At 66.0% G+C, this 14174-nt stretch carries 15 protein-coding genes; 9 read left to right on the top strand and 6 right to left on the bottom strand.

The features are described 5' to 3' along the window. Genes HOP58_RS18550 through HOP58_RS18535 form a run of 4 tightly spaced genes read right to left on the bottom strand, consistent with a single transcriptional unit; the run spans nt 1 to nt 2678 of the window. The gene (locus tag HOP58_RS18550; RefSeq protein WP_234255203.1) at nt 1-1071 is read right to left on the bottom strand and encodes a sodium:proton antiporter; all 1071 of its coding nucleotides are present in this window, start codon (nt 1069-1071) and stop codon (nt 1-3) included. Continuing rightward, nucleotides 1062-1736: a DUF1007 family protein gene (locus tag HOP58_RS18545; RefSeq protein ID WP_010627459.1), complete on the bottom strand. Its 675-nt coding sequence runs from the start codon at nt 1734-1736 to the stop codon at nt 1062-1064. The genes HOP58_RS18550 and HOP58_RS18545 overlap by 10 nt, the downstream gene beginning before the upstream one ends. A gap of 37 nt (nt 1737-1773) precedes the next feature. Continuing rightward, nucleotides 1774-2133 (bottom strand): hypothetical protein, encoded by a 360-nt coding sequence (locus HOP58_RS18540; protein ID WP_010627458.1) that lies wholly within the window; start codon nt 2131-2133, stop codon nt 1774-1776. Then, nucleotides 2133-2678: a hypothetical protein gene (locus tag HOP58_RS18535; protein WP_010627457.1), complete on the bottom strand. Its 546-nt coding sequence runs from the start codon at nt 2676-2678 to the stop codon at nt 2133-2135. Before HOP58_RS18535 ends, HOP58_RS18540 begins: the two co-directional genes overlap by 1 nt. Before the next feature lie 265 nt (nt 2679-2943). Between HOP58_RS18535 and HOP58_RS18530 the strand changes: the two genes are divergently transcribed. From HOP58_RS18530 to HOP58_RS18520, 3 genes are all read left to right on the top strand, one after another. After that, the gene (locus tag HOP58_RS18530; protein ID WP_234261142.1) at nt 2944-3417 is read left to right on the top strand and encodes a Dps family protein; all 474 of its coding nucleotides are present in this window, start codon (nt 2944-2946) and stop codon (nt 3415-3417) included. A 167-nt stretch (nt 3418-3584) separates the two neighbouring features. Then, on the top strand, nt 3585-3905 hold the full coding sequence (locus HOP58_RS18525) for a hypothetical protein (RefSeq protein ID WP_141638551.1): 321 nt from the start codon (nt 3585-3587) through the stop codon (nt 3903-3905). A gap of 151 nt (nt 3906-4056) precedes the next feature. Next, nucleotides 4057-4620, top strand: a complete 564-nt coding sequence (locus tag HOP58_RS18520) for a type 1 glutamine amidotransferase domain-containing protein (protein WP_010627455.1) — start codon at nt 4057-4059, stop codon at nt 4618-4620. Nucleotides 4621-4678: 58 nt separating this feature from the next. Here the strand turns inward: HOP58_RS18520 and HOP58_RS18515 are convergent, their stop codons facing one another. After that, entirely contained in the window at nt 4679-6145 is a 1467-nt protein-coding gene (locus HOP58_RS18515; protein ID WP_234261141.1) for an aminoacyl-histidine dipeptidase, read from the bottom strand. A 63-nt stretch (nt 6146-6208) separates the two neighbouring features. Then, nucleotides 6209-8269 carry a GNAT family N-acetyltransferase gene (locus tag HOP58_RS18510; RefSeq protein WP_234261140.1) on the bottom strand — a complete coding sequence of 687 codons (2061 nt, stop codon included), beginning with the start codon at nt 8267-8269 and terminating at the stop codon, nt 6209-6211. Between the two features lie 365 nt (nt 8270-8634). Here HOP58_RS18510 and HOP58_RS18505 point away from each other — a divergent pair, with 365 nt between their 5' ends. The 6 genes from HOP58_RS18505 to HOP58_RS18480 form a co-directional block, all read left to right on the top strand. Continuing rightward, nucleotides 8635-9738, top strand: a complete 1104-nt coding sequence (locus HOP58_RS18505) for a TRAP transporter substrate-binding protein (RefSeq protein WP_010627452.1) — start codon at nt 8635-8637, stop codon at nt 9736-9738. Between the two features lie 92 nt (nt 9739-9830). Then, the gene (locus tag HOP58_RS18500; protein ID WP_010627451.1) at nt 9831-10427 is read left to right on the top strand and encodes a TRAP transporter small permease subunit; all 597 of its coding nucleotides are present in this window, start codon (nt 9831-9833) and stop codon (nt 10425-10427) included. A gap of 21 nt (nt 10428-10448) precedes the next feature. Continuing rightward, entirely contained in the window at nt 10449-11813 is a 1365-nt protein-coding gene (locus HOP58_RS18495) for a TRAP transporter large permease subunit (RefSeq protein WP_234261139.1), read from the top strand. Between the two features lie 356 nt (nt 11814-12169). Beyond that, on the top strand, nt 12170-13273 hold the full coding sequence (dctP, locus tag HOP58_RS18490) for a TRAP transporter substrate-binding protein DctP (RefSeq protein WP_234255206.1): 1104 nt from the start codon (nt 12170-12172) through the stop codon (nt 13271-13273). Between the two features lie 58 nt (nt 13274-13331). Beyond that, nucleotides 13332-13835 (top strand): TRAP transporter small permease subunit, encoded by a 504-nt coding sequence (locus HOP58_RS18485; protein WP_234255745.1) that lies wholly within the window; start codon nt 13332-13334, stop codon nt 13833-13835. Beyond that, on the top strand, nt 13832-14174 hold a 343-nt coding region (locus HOP58_RS18480), incomplete at its 3' end, for a TRAP transporter large permease subunit (RefSeq protein WP_234261138.1). The genes HOP58_RS18485 and HOP58_RS18480, both read left to right, overlap by 4 nt.

The following is a 14174-nucleotide window of genomic DNA, read 5'->3' as shown; positions in this document are numbered from 1 at the left end:
TCAGCCGCCTAAGGGGTGCCCACCGGTCGGCGGCTGCGCCGGCGCACTACGGGCCGGGGGCTCGCCCAGCATGGGGGCAGAAGTCGGCTGGGTGATTCCGGTCACCGAGAGCGAGATACCCAACGACATGATGGCGAGCCCGCCCGCCAGGGCCACCCAGCCGAGCAGGCGGCTGGCCCGCTGTAGACCGTTCTGCCTCGCCAGCTGCTTTTCGGCCCAGCCCCGGGCGAAGACGCTGGCCAACGCCAGCGCGGAAACGGTCAGCGCCGTGCCCAGCGCCATCACCATGACCGCCGCCACGCCCACGGCAAACTGACCCAGCAGGCTGGCGGCCCCCAGCAGCAGAACCCCGCCGCTGCAAGGACGGATGCCGATAGAGACCACCGTAGCCAGCGCCGTGCGCCAATCGGCAGCCTGCTGGGGATCGACGTGATGATGCCCGCCGCAGCAGTGAGCGTGGTCATGGTCATGTGAGTGGTCGTGGTCGTGCGCATGCCCATGTGCATGGTCGTGCGCTTGGGCAGAGCGCTCTGCTGCTGCCGGCGACGTCCGACGCAGTTGACGAATCGCTCGCCAACACAGCCAGGCCCCCAGCAGCGCCACCATCAGGAAGCTGGCCTGCTCGACCCACACCACGCTGCCCATCGCCTGCCGGGTGACCCAGCCCAAGCCATGCACCAGCACCACCACCAGGCTGATGGCTACCACCCCCTGCAGCATCGAAGCGGCAAAGGAGAGACCCAACGCCCGGCGCACCGCGCCGCCCTGGGAGAGCAGATAAGTCGTCAGCACCGCCTTGCCATGCCCCGGGCCTGCGGCATGAAAGACCCCGTAGGCGAAGCTGATGCCCAGCAGCGCCGCCCAGGCACTCGCTGATGGGGTGCCGGAAAAGTTGGTGATCGCCATGGTCAGGGCGCGGTGGAAGTCGCGCTGCCAGGCCACCAGTTGCAGGCTCAGCGACTGCAGACCGCCTTGCACGAAGAAGCTCAGTAACAGCACGGCCACGACCAATAGGCCCAGCCCGAGAAGCCAGGTACGGGTACGGGGGTGCGCTCTTGCCACTACTCGCATTTGACGACTCCGGTCTCGGCAAAGTGACGCCCCAAGCCGGGCTCCGCCTCGTCGGTGACGTCCAGCATGGCGGCCTGCATCACCAGCTCGGGATCGGGATTGGCGGGAACGATCCGGGTGCTGCAGCCCAGCTCGCCGCTCACCAGCAAGGCGTCGTCGAGCGGCGTTTCCCCCTCTGCCTCATGTACCACCTCGAGGTAATAGGTGGGATCGAACACCTTGTACTGCAGCGTTTGGCCATTGAGCGGCTGGGTCGTCTCCAGCGGCAGCAGAAAGATGAACTCGACCCGACCGCCACGCTCCATCACGGTGTACTCGGAGACGTCACCCAGACCGAGCCGCTCCTCGCCCAGGCGAATCTCGGTGAAGTAGTCGAACGGTGCCAGGTTGCCACGGATCTCGCCGCCCAGGCGGTCGAGGCCCGCTTCCAGGCCGCCCTCGGTGCGGCTCAGCTCCTCCAGCAACACCAGGCTGTAGAAGGGATCCATCCGCCAGGCCTGATGCAGCGCCTCCAGGCGCCCTTCGTCGTCGACCACCAGGCGTACGCGAATGTCGATCCAGCCATGGGGGTGGGCCAGCGCCAGGCCGGGCAGCAGGCCCAGCAGCAGGATTGCGAGCCAGGCACGTTTTGCCCTGATGGAAAAAAGATCATGCAAGCGATTCATGTCTCAACGTGTCTCTCATGAGAACCAATGACGTCGATCAAGGCGCCAAGCCCAGCCGGCGCTGAAGCTCGGCCAACAGAGGGTCTAGCAGATGTGGCGGCAGCGGCCTGCCGCCGCGGGTGGCGCTCAACGAAGCACGGGCTCCCTGGCCCTCCGGCACCACAGCAACGTCGACCCGATAGCCGGGCCAACGTGCCAGCGCCGCCTCTGCGCGGCCCCGTTCGGCATCGGCACGGCGAATCACGTAGCCCTCGTCGGCCAGCACGCCGAGGGCCTCTTGCAGTACCGCTTCCGGCGCTGCGGCAAACGCCAGCTCACGCGGTTCCGGGGCCGGTGTGGTCGTCGCACAGCCCGCCAGCAGCAGGGCCAACAGCGACACCAGAACAGCACGACGCATCACAGCGCCTCCCCGGCCGTCATGGCCTGGCGCAGCGAACCACAGAAGGGCGCGTCGCTACCGCTGCGGGTCTCGCGCAGTTCGCCGCGCCAGTCGATCACCTGAATGTCGCGACTGACCCGCACCCCGCCCGGGTCGGCGATCACCGATACGCGCTCGAGCTGGGTGGCGTCCTGGGCGATGCTGCCGCCGGCGCCACCGAAGCCGATCATCATGCCGGTGGAAACCCCGCGGCCAGCGCCGATACCCACGCCACCGAAGAAGCCGGTGCGCTCCCAGCTGTCGTAGCGATCGCCGTAGCCGGGTATCGTCCGAGTTCGGTCGGCGCTGACCAACCCCACCGCCGGCTCGGTGTCGCGCACGACGAAGCCGTCCGCTTCAAGCGCGTTGAGCGCACGGCGCACCCATTCACGCGGTTCGATGCCATCGGCCTCCCAGCGGCACTCCGCGGCCGGCTGCGGCTCTGCGGTGGGCAGCATCGTCGGTGTCGTCTGGCAGCCTGCCAGCAAGGCCAATCCGGGCATCATCCACCACCACTGGCGCATGAGGTGTCTCCTTTCGTCATAGGGCGCAGTCTACGCCGCACAGCCCACCTTGCAAGGGTGCCGCTGCCGTCTTGAGAGTGCCAACGGCCGCTGGGGTTCCCGAGCATCGTCACTGCGTCAACGAGCCGCCCCCGCTTGACCGTCGCCGGCGTCATGCGCACATCATGCAGAGCGGCTATCGTGCCGATGTTGAGATATTGCTTAAGCGACGCCATATCGACACGTAGACTTGAGGAAATCCCATTACGCGACAAGGAGAACGCGCATGAGTGACACCAATGCCATCGGTCTGCACGAGAGCAGCGCCAGTCAGCTCGCCGAGAAGCTCAACGCTCTGCTGGCGAACTATCAGATCTTCTACATGAACGTTCGCGGCTATCACTGGAACGTGAAGGGGCCGCAGTTCTTCGAGCTGCACACCAAGTTCGAGGAGTTCTACACCGACTTGCTGACCAAGGTCGACGAGGTGGCCGAGCGCATCCTGACCCTGGGACACAAGCCGGTGCACGCCTACAGCGACTACGTGGCCATGTCGCAGATCCGTGAGGACAAGGACGTACACGACGGCGAAGCCTGCGTGCGCGGTGTGCTCCAGGGCTATCAGACCCTTATCGAGCTGCAGCGCGAAGTGCTGGCGCTGGCCTCGGATGCCGACGACGAGGGCACCGCCGCCCAGGCCGGCGACTACATCCGTGAGCAGGAAAAAACCGTCTGGATGCTCAACGCCTACCTGGGCTGAGAACCTGCCCATAGGCAGTCCAAAGAGGTCGCAGGGTAACAAGCGGTGATCAGGAGCGACGAGCATAGTCGAACAGTGTTCACTATGCTCGCTTTTCACCGCTATAATGGGGTCAGGGAAAAGAAGGGGTGACCGTAACGTGTCGTTGGCACTTGAGGAGAACCCCCATGAAACGTCTGATCTTCACCGCTCTGGTAGCCGCCTTGTCGCTGCCTTTCTCAATGTCGGCAAGCGCCGACCATGGCCGATATGCCGCTCATGGCACCCAGATTCATCATCACCATTACTACGTGCGCGACCATCGCGGCAAACCACCGAAGCATCGGCGCCATCATCGCGCCCATCGTCACTCCCGACCCGCCCATCGCGTCGTGGAGCACCACTATTACGCTCCTCCTAGATACGACCATCACTACCGAGGCCACACCGATGTCCCGCTGGTCACCGTAGGGGGCTATCCCGTGGTTCGCATCCAGGTCAACCACTGACGCTTGGACTTACAGGCCACTACATCGAGTCACGGTCCGATACCCCACTTCCCTTGCCTTCGGCTCTTGCCGTTTTATGGTGAGTAAGGGGCAGTGATGCCCTATGCGTCGCACAACCCTATGCGTCGCACAAGGAGCAAGGAGGTAGCGAATGAGCGAGAAGCTGAAAGGCAAGACCGTCGCCATCCTGGCCACCGACGGCTTCGAGGAGTCGGAGCTCACCGAGCCCAAGGCCGCGCTCGAGCGCGAAGGGGCCACGGTGCACGTCATCGCGCCGGACAAGGACAGTATCCGTGCCTGGGCCGGCACCGACTGGGGGCCTTCCTATGACGTCGATCGCAAGCTCGACCAAGTCGATGCCGGCGACTACGACGCCCTGGAGCTTCCCGGCGGCCTGTTCAACCCCGACACTCTGCGTCAGAACGAGCAGGCGCTGGCCTTCACCCGGCGCTTCTTCGAGCAGCACAAACCGGTGGGCGCCATCTGCCACGGCCCCTGGGTATTGATCAACGCCGGCGTGGCCAAGGGCCGCCGCATGACCTCCTACCCTTCGGTGGAGATGGACCTGCGTAACGCAGGCGCCGAATGGGTGGACCAGGAGGTGGTAGTGGATAGCGGCCTGGTGACCAGCCGCAAGCCCGACGACCTCGACGCCTTCTGCAGCAAGCTGGTCGAGGAGATCGCCGAGGGCAAGCACAGCCGCCAGCACGCCTGAGGCACTGCCCGGCGCCGCCCATCGGGCGCGGCGCCGGGTCGTTTCAAGCCCAGCAGCCTCAAGCGCTGTCCGCGGCCAGATCCTCGATCAACGCCCGCAGCAGGTTCCAGAACTCCACCACGGAGTCCAGCTCCACCCGCTCGTCGGGCGAGTGGGCGCCGCGAATCGAGGGGCCGAAGGAGATCATCTCGAGGCCGGGATACTTGCCGGCCAGGATGCCGCACTCGAGCCCGGCATGAATCACCTTGACCGCCGGCTCGCGTCCCACCAGCTGCCGATGCAGACGCTCGAAGCGCGCCAGCAGGGCGCTGTCGGGGGCAGGCGTCCAGCCGGGGTAGGCGTTTTCCAGCCGGGTGCGCGCCCCGATCAGATCGAACAGACCGCGGAAACGATCGGCCAGATCCGCCACCGCGCTGTCGCGCAGCGACCGCACCAGGGCGCAGAGATGGAAGCGCCCTTCGTCGAGGTTCACCACGCCCAGATTGTTCGAGGTTTCCACCACGCCGGGCACCGCGCTGCTCATGCGTTCCACGCCGTAGGGTGCGGCGTTGAGCGCCGCCAACAGCATGCTGCTGGCATGGGCGTTGAGCGCCTGGGCGGGTCTTTCTGCCACGCGCGCCACGGTCACGGCCAGCCCTTCGTCGACACCGGCCAGCTCGGCACGCAGCTGCTGTTCGAGCGCCTTCACCCGGTTTTCGGCGGCGGAGACCTCATCGGCCGGCAGCACGACGGTGGCGAAGGCTTCCCGCGGGATGGCATTGCGCAGCGTACCGCCACGATAGCTGACCAGGCGGATGTCGTAGGCTTCCAGCGCCCTGAGCACGCGCACCAGCAGGCGGTTGGCATTGCCGCGCCCGCGATGGATGTCGATGCCGGAGTGGCCGCCCATCAGCCCGGTCAGGGCGAGTTCGAGGGCCACCTCGTCGGCTCCCGAATCGGCGGTGGGCAGTTGCGCCTCCACCACGATGTCGGCACCGCCGGCGCAGCCGATGAAGACCTCGCCGCGGTCCTCGGAATCGAGATTGAGCAGCACGCTGCCCTGCAGCCAGTGCTCCGCCAGCTGCAAGGCGCCGCCCATGGAGCTCTCTTCCTCAAGGGTGAACAGCGCCTCCAGCGGACCGTGCACCAGGGTGTCGTCCTCCAGGATCGCCAGCGCCGCCGCCACCCCGAGGCCATTGTCGGCACCCAGCGTGGTATGACGGGCGCGCAGCCAGCCGTCGTCCACGTAGGTGTCGATCGGGTCGCGGGTGAAGTCGTGGGGATGATCGGCGTTGGCCTGGGCCACCATGTCGAGATGGCCCTGCAGGATGATGCCCGGCGCCTCTTCATGGCCCGGCGTAGCGGGCTTGCTCAAGCGCAGGTTGCCGTAGTCGTCGCGGTCGTGGGCGAGCCCATGCTGCTCTGCCCAGCGCTCGAGGATCGCCACCAGTTCGGCCTCGTGCCCTGACGGACGAGGCGTATTGCACAGCGTGCGGAAATGGCGCCACAGCGGTTGTGGCGAGAGTTGCTCGAGATGTTCGTTCATGTTCGATCTGCATGAGGGTAACCGGCCTACCTTACCGGGCCGACAACGCCGGGAAAAGCCCGCTCAACGACCGGGCGATTCGCCGGCCAGCAGCGTGGCCACGATATCGCGCATCCGCGCCATGACCTGTCGTCGTCCGTCGGCCCCGGCCCGGGCGGCCAGCCAGGCAATGTCGCGCCCTTGGAAGGCCCAGGCGGCGAGCCATGCCAGCTCGGGGTCATGCCGCCCCGCCACGGCCGCGCGGCGTATCAGCCGCTGCAGGGCGAGACGCGCCAGCGCCGGCTCGCGGTGGCCGTGGGCCACATCGTCCAGGTCGCACCACTCGGCCGCATCGAGCTCCGCTCGCTCCCCTTCCGCCAGCAGCGCCAGGGCGACCTCCGGCTCCAGCTCGGCCAGCTCGAAGGCGAGCAGAACCGGCAGCAACTCATGGAAGCGCCGCGTCAACGTTGCGCACAGGGCTTCCCCCCTGGCCGTGAGCGGCGCCACCACCATGACGGCATGCTCTCCGGTCGAGGTTTCCCGCGACAGCCCCAGCCGCACCGTGTGAAATCTCTGAGAGCGCCAGAAGGCGAGCAGCCCCGGCTCGGCGCCGAAACTGGCGCCCAGCAGGTCGACGCCGGCCTCCCGCGCCGCTGCGCGCTCGCCCTCCAGCAGCCGCGCCCCCAGCCCCTCGCGGCGACGCTGGGGATGCACCGAGATACGCTGCACCCGCCGCAGTCGGGCCGTGAGCGCTTCACGGCAGCCGGCATGGGCGGCCAGCGACTGGGCCAGCAGATGCCCCGGCAGCCTCCGCTCGCCTCGCGCCACCTTTTCCGCCAGCTCGGGCGTAAAGCCCCCTTCGTCAGCGCACACTGCCACCGCCTGGGTATGGGGGCCGTCCGTCAGCGTCCTGACCCTGAGCTCCGGCGCATCGAGCAGCCGCTGAAGGTCGCTCGGCGCAGTGCGGTAGTGGGCCTGCACCAGCAGGCCGAATATCTGGCGCAACGCGGGCTCGTCACCAGCCAGCACCTCGGGCTGCCAGATCCACTCCTGCAGCGGCTTCGAGGTCACCCCCGGCGGCTCGGCATCGAGCAGCAGCAGGTCGCCGACCAGTCGTTCGAGCGGATCGCCTTCGGCCCAGCGTATCGGCACGGCGAGATGACATTCGCGCCAGTCCGGCGTCTGGCGCTCGAGCCGCGGGCGAAAGCGCAGGGCGAAACCGCGCCCGGAGCCTTCGTAACCGTGCACGGTAGTGGCGAAGGCGATGCGCGGAAACGCCTCGAGCCACTGCCCGAGCAGGGCGGCGGGTATGGCCGCGGCCTCGTCCACCAGCAGCCAGCTTCCCTGACCGCCTGCCTCGCCGCGCTCGACCCGGGCGCTCAGCTCGTCGGGGGCCACGAACTCGACGCGTCCGCCGCCCTCATCGTCGAAGCGTCCGCCATGACGGTGGCCCGCGGGACGCAGCGCCTCCAGGCGCTCGAACAGCGCCTCGACCGCCGCCAGGCGCGGCGCCGTCACCCAGATCTTCTCCTGCCCTTCGCTCAGCAGGCGGGCGCAGGCGATACCCAGCGCGGCGCTCTTGCCGCGGCCCCGGTCGGCGGTGATCACCAGCGGTCGCCGGCGCCTGAGGCCAACCAGGCGCTCCACCACCTGGCGCTGGTCGCGGGTAAGGCAATCGGGGTCGCCGCTGTCGGGTAGCGGCCGGGGCCGGTCGGGCTCGGACTTGGGCTCGGGCAGCCGCAGCGGCTCGCCGGGTGTCCAGTGCACGGCATCCGTCGCCTGCGCCAAGCGTTCACGCAAGCGGGCCATGTAGTGGCTGGCCGTCTGGTCGCCAGCGGCCGCTGGCAGCAGCAGTAGCAGCAGGCCGCCTGCCCGCAGGGTACCGCTGAGAGCACCGAACGCGTCCGCATCGAAACCCGCTTCACTGGCGGCATCGTAGACGATCAGGTCGTGCTCGCCGCCCAGATGGGTGCGGGCCTTGGCCGGCGGCAGCCATCCCTGCTGCCACGCCTTTTCGGGTGCCGCCGACGACACCCAGCAGGGGCGCTGCCAAGCGCGGGCCTGCCAGATGGCCAGCGCTTGCTGCCGCGCCGTGTCGGCAGGCGAGGTCGACCACACAAGGCCGCGCCATCCACGCGCAGCCATTTGGTCAGACCAATTAAATATTGCTCTCGCCTCTCGCTCGCACATCGCTCCGCCCCTCACCGCTCACTCTCCCCACACGCCTCTTTGCATTAACAATTGGTCGCACTTCCAAACACACCGAAAAGCCTAAGCACGCTAAAAATAAGCACAGAATCTAGAGGAAAAGCGCAATTTTTCCGGGAGATCACAACAAAACACCATCAGTTACCTATCGAAACATGATTCACCTTAGCAAGGTCTCACGCACGCCGATTGGTCTGACCAATTTTCCATTATTGCTTTCCCTTTGAGTTGCATGGCTAATTCAGCGCTGGAATAGGCCTTTCCCTAAAACAATACCCGTCACAACAAGTGGAGTCGCGTCTATGCAAGCCTCAACTGGCCCCAAGGTGTCCACACGCTTCAAGCTGGCCGGCACGACAGCCGCCGTGATCCTGGCCGGCGCCGCCATGACCAGCACCGCCAGCGCTCAGGAGCGCGTTCGCTGGCAGGTGCCCATCGCCTTTCCTTCACACCTGGTGGGCCTGAGTACGCCGGTCGTTCATCTGTCCGAAACGCTGGAAGCGATCTCCGGCGGCAACATCAACCTGCGCTACTACGAGCCGGGCGAGCTGATCCCGCCGTTCGAGATCCTCGATGCCGTCTCGGAAGGCCGTTACCCGGCCGGCTACACCTGGATCGGCTACGACCAGGGCAGCATCCCGGTACTGCCGCTGCTCTCCGGCCCTCCCTTCGGCATGGAGCCGCCCGCCTTCATGGCCTGGCACTACTTCGGCGATGGCAACGAGCTGCTGCAGGAAGTGTACGCGCCCTACGGGGTCAAGGCGCTGCTGTGCGGCGTGATCGGGCCGGAAGCCGCCGGCTGGTTCGCCGAGCCGCTGGAATCTCTCGATCAGATCGACGGCCTGCGCATCCGCTTTGCCGGCATCGGCGGCCGCGTCATGGAGCAGCTCGGCGCCTCGGTCACCATGCTGCCCGGTGGCGAGCTCTACCAGGCCATGGAGCGCGGCACCATCGACGCCCTGGAGTTCTCCGCTCCGGCCGTAGACCGCATCCTGGGCATGCAGGAAATCGTGCAGAACTACATCATGCCGGGCTGGCACCAGACCTACACCACCTCGCACCTGCTGGTGAACCAGGAGACCTGGGACGACCTTTCCGACCTGAGCCGCGCCCAGATCGAGATCGGCTGCCGCTCCGCCACGCTGTTCGGCTTCTCCGAGAGCGAGTGGGAGAACCCCCAGGCCCTGGCCGGCTTCGAAGCCGAGGGCGTGAACGCCCAGACCCTGTCGCCGGAGATCCTGGCCGAGCTGGAAAGCGTCACCATGGGCGTGCTGGACGAGATGGCCAGTAACGACGAGCTCTTCGCCCGCGTGCTGGAGAGCCAGCGTGAATGGATGCAGGTCCATGGCAACTGGCACGCCAAAGGCTACCTGCCGCGCTCCTACTATTCGCCCAACTCCAACTGACGGCAAGCGCCGGGCGCCGGGTGCCGGGTGCCGGTGGCATTGCCACCGGCACCCGGCCTCCCGGCTAGCGGCAACATGCAAGAGGCTGCACGATGTCTATACCGCTTCCCGACGCTCCCCCGGACGACACCCCGCTGCGCCCGGAGCTACCCACCAACCGTGTCAGCCATGTGATCGACACAGCCATTGCCGTTCTCGGCAAGCTGCTTTCCTGGCTATGGCTCGTCACGCTCGCCGTGGTGCTTACCAATGTGTTCAGTCGTTTCATCCTGGGCCGCGGCTCCATCGCCCTGGAAGAGCTCTCGTGGCACTTTTTCGGCGCGACGATGATCCTGACTCTGGCCTACGCCGTGGTCACCGACGACCACGTACGCGTGGACGTGCTGCGTGACAAGTTCTCGCTGCGCTTCCAGGCCTGGGTCGAGCTGCTGTGTATCGTGCTGCTGGTGCTGCCGGTGCTCTACTTCATGGTCGACGGGCTCACCGAGTACGCCCAGCGCTCCTTCGCCCGCGGCGAACGCTCCCAGGCGCCCAGCGGCCTACCCTACCGCTTCATCATCAAGAGCACCCTGCCGATCGGCATGGCGCTGATCGCCATCGCCTTGTCATCACGAGCGCTGCGCTGCTGTACCTATCTCTTCGGATTCCCCCGGCAGCTGCCTCTGCGGCGCCCGGTGGACCACCGCTAACGTGCCTGTGCGAGGAAGATCATGGGTCTCGAAGAAATTCTCGTCATCGGCATGTTCGCCGGCTTCATGGGGCTACTGCTGATCGGCTTCCCCGTGGCCTGGGCATTGGCCGGCATCGGTTTCCTGTTCGCCGTCATCGGCCATGTGCTGGTCGAGCACATGGGGGCCGATCTGTGGTTCTCCTGGGGCGGCACCATCGGCGTTCTCGACCGGCGTCTTTACGGCATCATTGCCAACGAGCTGATGGTGGCCCTGCCGCTTTTCATCTTCATGGGCATCATGCTCGACCGCTCCGGCATCGCCGAGCGGCTGATGAACTCCCTGGTGCGCGTTCTCGGCGGGCTGCGCGGCGGCTATGCCGTCACGGTGGTCATCGTCGGCGTGCTGCTGGCCGCCTCCACCGGCATCGTCGGCGCCTCAGTGGTGCTGCTCGGCATGCTCTCCATCGGCCCCATGCTGCAAGCGAAGTACAACAAGTCGCTGGCCGTGGGCACCGCCTGCTCGGTGGGCACCCTCGGCATCCTGGTGCCGCCCAGCATCATGCTGGTGTTGATGGCCGACCGCCTGGGCACCTCGGAAGCCTCGGTGGGCCGACTGTTCATGGGCGCACTGATTCCCGGCATCATGCTGGGGGTGATGTACATCGCCTACATCGTGATCGCCGCCTATATCAAGAAGGATCTGGCCCCGGCTCCGGAGAACCGCCAGCCCCTCAATGCCCGCGCCCTGCTCGAGGTATTGATCGCCGTACTGCCGCCCCTGGCGTTGATCGTGGCGGTACTCGGCTCGATCTTCACCGGCTTTGCCACCACCACAGAAGCTTCCGCGGTGGGCGCGCTGGGCGCCGTGCTGCTGGCCCTGTTCAATCGCCGCCTGAACTTCGACGTGGTGTCAAAGGCGCTCTATCAGACCACCCGCACCACTGCCTTCATCTTCGGCATCTTCGTCGGCGCCACCATCTTCGCCGTGGTGCTGCGCGGGCTGGGCGGCGACGACGTGATTCGCAACGCCATTACCGGGCTGCCCTTCGGCCCGGCCGGCGTGGTGCTGACCATCATGCTGGTGGTGTTCCTGCTCGGCTTCTTCCTCGACTGGGTGGAGATCACGCTGATCATCCTGCCGCTCGTCGCCCCGGTAGTGTTCAGCCTGGGCGTCGATCCGGTGTGGTTCGCCATCCTCTTCGCCATCTGCCTGCAGATGTCGTTCCTGACGCCGCCAGTGGGCTTCGCGCTGTTCTACATCAAGGGCGTCTGCCCACCGGGCATCACGACGCTCGACATCTACAAAGGGGTGGCTCCCTTCGTGGCCCTGCAGTTGCTGGGACTGTTCCTGGTGTTCTTCTACGAACCGCTGGCCACCTGGCTGCCTGCTCAGGTCTACAGCTGACGCTGATGACAGCGACGGCGCCCGACCGGGCGCCGTCTGCCGCGTTATGTGGATAGACTTTGGTCTATTCTCACCCTCTTCTCTCTCCTGCCCCACCCTGCCGGCAGGCCGAAGTTTTACCTTACAATACAGATAGATCCACCTCCCATTCTTTCTTAATTAAACGTAACCGATGCTCGGCTCAACCCTGCTCAGCACCGTAGCCAGCTATCGATTCCGGTCATGCCAGCGTGCTAGCTTGTCGATGTTCTCTGGCGGCCTGACCGATCATTCAGCAAATCACAACGACTGCGGCATGCCGCCTGGCAAGATCTTCTCTTTACTGCAGCACAATAAGACCCAGAAGGGAGCACGACATGAAGATGAAGACGAAATTCGCCATCTCCGGCCTGGCGGCCGGCATCGCTCTGGCCGCCTTCACCACCACCGCTCAGGCCCAGGAGCGCTGGACCATGACCTCCACCTGGCCGGACAGCATCGATCTGATCCAGATCGACCGCCACTGGGTGGAGCTGGTCAACAAGATCGCCGGCGACGAGCTGCAGATCGAGTTCCGCGCCGGCGGCACCCTGATGCCTGGCACCGAGGTGTTCGACGCCACCGAGACCGGCAGTATCGAAGCCGCCGGCGACTGGCCCGGCTACTGGGCCGGCCGCAACCCGGCCTTCTCACCGCTGGCCACCACCACCATGTTGTTCAACGCTGTGGACTACCTGAACTGGATTCAGCAGTGGGGCGGCTGGGACCTCTACCAGGAGATCTACGGCCAGTACGACATGGTCTACCTGCCCTACGGCATCACCAACAACGAGTCGGGCTTCATGGGCCGCACGCCCATCGAGAGCCTGGCCGATCTCGACGGCAAGCGCCTGCGCCTCTCCGGGCGTGACCAGGGCCGCGTACTCGAGCAGCTGGGCGGCTCTCAGGTGACGCTGGCCGGCGGCGAGATCTATCAGGCGGTGGAGCGTGGCGTGGTCGACGGCGCCGAGTTCTCCACCCCGGGGGTGGATTACAATGCCGGCTTCGCCGAAGTGGTCGAGTACTGGTCGGTGCCGGGCTGGCACCAGTCTGCCAGCGTATTCGGCGTGATGATCAATCGCGATGCCTGGGACGCCCTCTCCGAGGAGACCCAGGAGAAGCTGAAGATCGCCGCCGATGCCACCATGGCCTGGTCCATCGCCTGGTCCGAGCGCGGCTCCACCGAAGGTACCGAGCAGTTCATCGATGCCGGTGTGACCATCAATCAGCTCTCCGACGAGGATCTGGAGCGCATCCAGGAGATCACCAACGAGGTGATCCTGCGCGGCGCCTGCGAGCACCCGGACCACGCCAAGGTCTACCACTCCATGATCGGCTACCTGGAGCACTACGCCACCTGGCGTGACATCTCCGCGCCGTTCAACATGAGCCGCACCATGGACAACCTGCCCTCGCTCGAAGAGATCGAAGCCTGTCTGTAAGGCTGTACCGGCCGCCCCACCCGGGGCGGCTGTCGTTCCGACGTCGGAGACTGGACCCATGAATGCGATTGCCAAGGCGATCGACACGCTCAACGAGCTGTTCGGGCGGGTCATTGCGCCACTGATCGCCGTCATCACCCTGGTGGTGCTCTACGATATCGCCCTGCGCCTGTTCACCGGGCGCCCCAGCGACTGGGCCTTCGACATCACCAAGATGCTGTTCGGCGCCCACTTCATGCTGATGGCGGCCTACGCGCTGCGCCATCACGCTCACGTCGAGGTCGACGTGCTCAAGCGCCTGCTGTCGCGCAAGAAGCAGGCGCTGCTCGAGATCCTCGGCTACCTGATCTTCTTCGTGCCGTTCATCTACATGCTGGTCACCCTGGGCTGGAGCTTCTTCCTGCGCTCCTACAGCCGCGGCGAGACCACCTACGGCATGGTCTCGATCCCGGTCTATCCGATCAAGGGGGTGATCGTGGTGGCCGCCGTGCTGATCCTGCTGCAGGCCATCGCCATCGTCATCCGCGCCATCCAGCAGCTGCGCGAGGAGAGAGCCGCATGAACCTGAGTCCCGAACTGCTCACCCTGGTGATGTTCGGCGGGCTGCTGATCGGCCTGTTCATGGGCCATCCGCTGGCCTTCGTGCTGGGCGGCGTGGCCGTCATCGGCGCCTACCTGGGCCCGGGCGAGCGCGTGCTCGGCACCATCATCAACAACATCTACGGCAACGCCATGGACAACTACGTCCTGGTGGCCATTCCGCTGTTCGTGCTGATGGCACGCTTTCTCAACGACTCCGGGGTCACCGAGAAGATGTTCGCGGTGATGCGTCTGCTGCTGGCCAACCTGCGCGGCGGCCTGGCGCTGACCGTGGTCATCGTCTCGGTGATGCTGGCCGCCA

This window comes from Halomonas sp. MCCC 1A11062 (assembly GCF_021404355.1).
Taxonomy (GTDB): Bacteria; Pseudomonadota; Gammaproteobacteria; order Pseudomonadales; family Halomonadaceae; genus Halomonas; species Halomonas aerodenitrificans.
This window is presented reverse-complemented; position numbering and strand designations above follow the sequence as displayed.